The sequence below is a fragment of the Amycolatopsis sp. NPDC051071 genome, assembly GCF_040682875.1.
Taxonomy (GTDB): Bacteria; Actinomycetota; Actinomycetes; order Mycobacteriales; family Pseudonocardiaceae; genus Amycolatopsis.
Genome location: NZ_JBFBBY010000272.1, coordinates 1 through 6,535, shown reverse-complemented (window position 1 = coordinate 6,535; position 6,535 = coordinate 1). Strand labels below are relative to the sequence as shown.

General features: G+C 67.3%; 2 protein-coding genes. One reads left to right on the top strand and one right to left on the bottom strand.

The genetic code is table 11. The annotated features are described in order from the left end of the window. Nucleotides 1–137: 137 nt before the first annotated feature. On the bottom strand, nucleotides 138–1,781 hold the full coding sequence (locus AB0M65_RS39690; RefSeq protein WP_364040412.1) for a tannase/feruloyl esterase family alpha/beta hydrolase: 1,644 nt from the start codon (nucleotides 1,779–1,781) through the stop codon (nucleotides 138–140). A gap of 240 nt (nucleotides 1,782–2,021) precedes the next feature. Between AB0M65_RS39690 and AB0M65_RS39685 the strand changes: the two genes are divergently transcribed. Beyond that, the gene (locus tag AB0M65_RS39685; RefSeq protein ID WP_364040409.1) at nucleotides 2,022–6,314 is read left to right on the top strand and encodes a GH92 family glycosyl hydrolase; all 4,293 of its coding nucleotides are present in this window, start codon (nucleotides 2,022–2,024) and stop codon (nucleotides 6,312–6,314) included. The last annotated feature ends 221 nt before the right edge of the window (nucleotides 6,315–6,535 follow it).

Genomic DNA, 6,535 nt, shown 5'->3' with positions numbered 1-6,535 from the left:
CTGCCCCCCCCCCCCCGGCCCGGCCCCCCCCGGCCCGGGGCGGCCGGGCGGGGCCGGTTGCCCTGGGGGGGTCCCCATAGGACACTTTTCGTCCTATGGGGACCCCTCATGACACTTGCCGCGCAGCCGGAAGGACCTCAGGGAGCGACCGGACCGGCCTTGCCGTAGAGGTCGTTCCCCGCCCAGTTCACGATGTCCTGCGAAGGGCGCGAAGGCGGCACCGGCACGAAGTTCGCGGCGTCGTCGATGCTTCCGGAGCCGTCGTACTTGGCCTGTAGCGGGTACGGGAACACCGGCCGGGTGCGGAGGGCCTTGCCGTCGGCGTCGCGGCCGGTGGCGATGGTCTTCTCGGGCGCGGCGCCACGCTCGACCCACGAGACCAGTTCCTTCAGCGGGTCGTACTCGGTGAGCTTGTCGCCGTTGCCGCAGTGGTACAGGCCGGGCACCATGAACAACCGCGCCCAGTTCCGCGTCGCGGCCGGGCCGCCGTTGGCGTGGGTGAGCCGCTGGTAGTAGTCGATCGTGCCGGCAGGCGGGATCGCCTGATCCGCCCAGCCATGCCAGATCACGAGTTTCCCGCCGGAGCGCCGGAATTCACGCAGATCCGTCGACATCGCGTTGGAGCGGACGCTTTCCGGGGTGAGCCGGTCGAATTCGCGGGCGGTGAAGCCGAACTTCTCGACCGACGAATGCCGCGTCCCGATCGGGTAGGCCATGTACTTCAGGTAGTTGTCGGCGAGCCCGAACGCGGCCGGGACGTCACCCAGCTCCGGTGCCGGGAGGGTCCAGCCGTACCAGGCCAGTTCGGTGCCGACGGTCTGACCGCCAGGGTAGAGCTTGCGGCCGCGTTCGTCGGTCGGCGTCGCGTAGATCTTCTTGGTGGCCTCGACCTGGGCCGCGGTGAGGCAGGCGGCGTTGTCGGTGCCCGGCTGGCAGGCGATCGTGGCCGGGTCGAAGCGGCAGGAGCGCGGGTCGTCGATGGCGCCGTCGGTGAGTCCGTCGACGCTGTCGCAAGAGGACACCGCGGCGGCGTGCAAGGCCGGGAGCTTGGCGGCGGTCAGGATCGGGTTGCCGTCGGCGCCGGTGTTCACCTTGGCGAGCCAGGTCTGGTATGCGCCGATCAGCGGTCCCCAGTATCCGGCGGGCGCGCCGGCGACGATGCCGTCGAAGTCGTGCGGGTAGCGCTGCGCCAGCAGGAGTGCTTCGCGGCCGCCGTCGGAGCAGCCGCTGAAGTAGGACTTCTTCGGTGGGGCGCCGTAGAAGGCGGTGATGAGGCGTTTGGACGCCGTCGAGACCACATGCGGTGCGCGGAAGGCGAAATCGTCGCGTGCGGCCTGGTTGTTCTCGGCCCATTTGCCGTCGTCGAAGACCAGCGGGGTCTTGCCGACGTGGCCGTCATCGGTGGCCGCGACCGCGAGGTCACCGCCGTGCGGCAGCCCGCAGTCGGCGAACGGCGGAGTCGCGACGGCGCCGCAGAAACCACCGCAGCCGAACTGCAGGTAGCGGCCGGCGTAGGTCTTGGTCGGCAGCCTGAGCTGGAACCGCACCGCCGGTTCGACGTAACCGCGGACGTCGCAGTTCTCGGGTTCGGTCGCCGTCGCGGGTATCACCGTCGCGGTCTTGACGTGAGTGACCGCGCCGGGAACGTCGTAGGTCCGCACCAGATCGGCGCAGGTGCGCACCGGGTGGAAAGTTGTTTCGTCGGCGGTGGCCGCCGGCGCCGTGAGTATCGAGCCTGCCGTGATGAGCGCTGCCACGCCGAGCATGGACAAACGCCGCATTTCCCCACCCCAGATTCCCCAGATCGGCTTCAGTTGTGATTCCCACCCTGGCCCGGCCCGCCGTGGGTTGTCCACCAGGTTTCGCCATGGTCACTCCGACATCCGGCTTGTCCAGTTCGGGTCAGGTTTGTCGGGGTGTCTTGACATCGATGTCACAACCGAGTTCTTCTCTCTTGGCGCCACCGGTCCCCCGCCTGTGCGGCGCCCAGCATGCCCCCGCGAGAAAGCATTGGTGCAACGATGCCCCGAAGCGTCAGACCACTGGTCTGCAGCCTCCTGAGTGCCACGGTCGTGGCGTCTGGGCTGGTAGCCCTGCCGGCCACCGCCGCGGCCGAAGAAGGTCCCCCGGATTTCTACTCGTCGTTCGAGCAAGGCGAACCGCAGCCGACGTGGAGCGACGCCGTCGACGTCGACCCGTCCGGCAAGCCGAAGGCGTTCGGCGTCGACGGCGCGAACGCCACCACGATTCCCGGTGACATCCGCGGCAAGGTCACCGAGACGTCGGCCAACAGCGAGAACATCCCGAACGAGGGGGTGTCGAACCTGATGGACGGCTCGACCGACACCAAGTGGCTCGCCTGGACCCCGACCGGCTGGGCGCGGGTCGCGCTCTCGGAGCCGACGTCGATCACGCGGTACGCGCTGTCCTCGGCGAACGACTTCGACAACCGCAACCCGCAGGATTGGACGCTGCAGGGTTCCGCCGACGGCCAGTCCTGGACCGATCTGGACAAGCAGACCGGGCAGAAGTTCAGTGAGCCGTTTCAGACGAAGGAATACCGCCTCGCGACCGCGAGTGCCGCGTACAAGTTCTTCCGGCTCAACGTCACCAAGAACAACGGTGGCCCGATCATGCAGCTCTCGGAGTTGCTGCTGGCCAACGAGGACCCGGCCCCGCCGGCACTGCCGAACATGCGCAGCTTCGCCGACAGCGGGCCAGGCAGCGGCTACACCAGCAAGAACCGCGTCGGGTTCACCGGCCTGCGCGCGTTCCGTTACTCCGGCAGCCACCAGGCGCAGGGGCACGGCTGGTCGTACAACAAGATCTTCGACGTCGACATCCCGGTGGCGGCGACCTCGGAGCTGACCTACAAGGTGCAACCGGAGTTCATCCGCGGCGATCTGAAGTATCCGAGTACGAACGTCGCGGTGGACCTGGCGTTCACCGATGGCACGTATCTGAGTCAGCTCGGCGCGGTCGACCAGTACGGTTTCGGGCTTTCACCGCAGGGCCAGGGTGCGAGCAAGGTGCTCTACACCAACCAGTGGAACCTGGTGCGCTCGCAGATCGGCGTCGTCGCCAAGGGCAAGACGGTCGACCGGATCCTGGTCGGCTACGACAACGCCGACGGCCCGGGCTCGCTGCAGGGCTGGCTGGACGACATCAAGGTCTCGACGACGCCGACGCCCCCGGCGAGCCTGCGCCCGTCCGACAACGTGGTGACCACGCGTGGTTCGCTGTCGAACGGGTCTTTCTCGCGCGGCAACAACATGCCCGCGACCGCGGTTCCGCACGGGTTCAACTTCTGGATCCCGACGACCGACGCGGGCACGTTGAGCTGGATGTACTCCTACCATTCACGCAACAACGAGCAGAACCTCCCGGCGCTGCAGGCGTTCTCCGCGAGTCACGCGCCGAGTCCGTGGATGGCGGACCGGCAGACCTTCCAGTTCCTGCCCTCGACCGCCACCGGCGTGCCGAACCCGGACCGTGAGGCTCGGAAGCTGCCGTTCAAGCATTCCAACGAGACGGCGCGGGCGCACTACTACGGTGTCGACTTCGAGAACGGCATCAAGGCGGAGGTCGCGCCGACCGATCACGCGGCGCTGTACCGGTTCAAGTTCCCCGGTGCCGACTCGAACCTGATCTTCGACAACGTCAACAACAACGGCGGGCTCACCCTCGACCCCGCGGGCCGGGCCATCACCGGCTACAGCGACGTGAAGAGCGGGCTGTCGGCGGGTGCGTCGCGGATGTTCGTCTACGCGACCTTCGACAAGCCGGTGACCGCCGGTTCGAAGCTGTCGACCGGTTCCGGTGACCAGAAGCGGGACAACGTCCTCGGCTATCTGAAGTTCGACGCGGGCGCCGACAAGACGGTGAACATGCGGATCGCGACCTCGCTGATCAGCGTCGATCAGGCGAAGAAGAACCTGGAGCAGGAAGTCGCCCCGAACGCGACCCTCGAATCGGTGAGCGACACCGCGCAGCAGGCGTGGGACGAGAAGCTCAAGGTCATCGAGGTCGAGGGTGCGTCGAAGGACCAGCTGATCACGCTGTACTCCAACCTGTACCGGCTGTTCCTGTACCCGAACTCGGGCTTCGAGAACGTCGGCACGGCTGAGAAGCCGGTGAAGAAGTACGCGAGCCCGGTGTCGCCGAAGACCGGCCAGGACACGCCGACGCAGACCGGCGCGAAACTGGTCGACGGCGAGTTCTACGTCAACAACGGTTTCTGGGACACCTACCGAACGGTGTGGTCGGCGTATTCGCTGCTCAGTCCGGATACGGCCGGGCGGCTCGTCGACGGTTTCGTGCAGCAGTATCGCGACGGCGGCTGGATCTCGCGCTGGTCCTCCCCGGGCTACGCGGATCTGATGACCGGCACCAGTTCGGACGCGGCCTTCGCGGACGCCTATCTCAAGGGTGTCAAGGGTTTCGACGTCCAATCGGCCTACGACTCCGCGGTCAAGAACGCCACGGTGACGCCGCCGAACGGGGCGGTCGGCCGGAAGGGCATCGACGAGGGCACGTTCCTCGGGTACGCGCCGAACACCGCGGACCACGGGTTCTCGTGGGCGATCGAGGGCTATGTCAACGACAACGCGATCGCGAACATGTCGAAGAAGCTTTACGACGAGGCTCCGGCGACCGACCCGCGTAAGCAGGAGTATCTGGACAACTACGGGTACTTCACCGAGCGGGCCACGCAGTACGTGAACGTGTTCGACCCGAGTGTCGGCTTCTTCCAGGGCCGTGACGCGGCGGGCAAGTTCACCCGGGCGAAGGACCAGTTCGACCCGGAGGTCTGGGGTATCGACTACACCGAGACCAACGCGTACGGTATGCGGTTCTCCGTCCCGCAGGACGGACAGGGCCTGGCGAATCTGTACGGCGGCAAGGCCGGGCTGGCGTCCAAATTGGACGAGTTCTTCGCCAAACCCGAGCAGGGCCTCAAATTCGGCACCTACCCCGGGATCATCCACGAGATGACCGAGGCGCGTGACGTCCGGATGGGCATGTACGCGCATTCCAACCAGGCCGCGCACCACACGCTCTACATGTACGACTACGCGGGTCAGCCGTCGAAGACGCAGGCGAAGGTCCGCGAGGCGCTGTCCAGGCTGTACGTCGGCAGTGAGCTCGGTCAGGGCTACGGCGGTGACGAGGACAACGGCGAGCAGTCGGCGTGGTGGCTGTTCGGCATGCTGGGCTTCTACCCGCTGCAGGTCGGCAGTGCGGATTACGCGATCGGCTCGCCGCTGTTCACCAAGGCGACCGTGAACCTGCCCGGCGGCAAGAAGATCGTGGTCAACGCACCGAAGAACAGCGCGAAGAACGTCTACGTGCAGGGTCTGAAGGTGAACGGCAAGGCGCAGACGTCGACGTCGCTCGCACACGCGTCGATCGGAGGAGGCGGCACGCTGGACTTCGACATGGGCCCGAATCCGTCGTCGTGGGGCACCGGCCCGGACGACGCGCCGAAGTCGATCACCAAGGGCGACGCGGTGCCGACGCCGGCGCACGACCTCACGAAACCGGTTTCCGGTGGGGACGCGGCGTTCTTCGACAACACGTCGCGGACCGAGGCGAAGGTGACGGCGCCGATCCAGTATCAGGTGCCCTCGACGAAGGAAGCGGCGTCGTACTACACGCTGACTTCGGGCAAGGGCGCGGGCGACGCGAAGAGCTGGGTGCTGAAGGGTTCCTACGACGGGAAGACGTGGGCGGTCGCGGATCAGCGGACCGACCAGAAGTTCTCGTGGCGGCAGCAGACCAGGGCGTTCAAGGTCGCGAACCCGGCGCACTACGCCTACTACCGGCTCGAGGTCACCGCGACCACGGGCGGGGAGGCGTCGCTGTCGGAGTTCGAGGTGCTGGGCAAGCCGGACGCGTCGTGCACGCAGACGGTGACGGGTGAGCGCAAGGGCCCGCTGACCGTGCAGAACGGCGTGACCTGCCTCGACGGCGCGACGGTGTCCGGTCCGGTGGCGGTGGCGCCGGGCGCGAGCCTGATCGTCCGCGGCGGGTCGATCTCCGGGCCACTGACGGCGACGGGTGCGGCGCAGATCGTGCTCGACCGGACGAAGGTGAACGGTCCGGTGGCGATCACCGGGGCGACCGGGCCGGTCTCGATCGAATTGACCGAGATCGGCGGGCCGGTGGCGTTGACGGGCAACAAGGGTCTGGTGCTGACCGCGAGCACGATCGGCGGACCTCTGGCGTGCGCGGCCAACTCCCCCGCTCCGACGGATTACGACCTGCAGAACACCGTGCGGGGCCCGGCCGCCGGGCAATGCGCGAAACTGTAGTCCCCGGTAAGTACGTGAGGCCCCCTTCCTGCCTGGCTGCGCCTGGCAGGAAGGGGGCCTCACGTACTTACGTCGCAACTAGAGGACTACTTGCGTTCTCAGGCGGGGTGTGGTGCTCCCTCCCGTATGTCATGAGGGGTCCCCATAGGACGAAAAGTGTCCTATGGGGACCCCTCATGACATACGGGACGGGCCCGCGCGCGTAGGAGGCCGCGGCAGGT

Bases quoted from the DNA above. Each gene is read 5' to 3' on its own strand.
- AB0M65_RS39685 (WP_364040409.1), top strand. From the start codon at position 2,022: ATGCCCCGAAGCGTCAGACCACTGGTCTGCAGCCTCCTGAGTGCCACG.
- AB0M65_RS39690 (WP_364040412.1), bottom strand. From the start codon at position 1,781: ATGCGGCGTTTGTCCATGCTCGGCGTGGCAGCGCTCATCACGGCAGGC.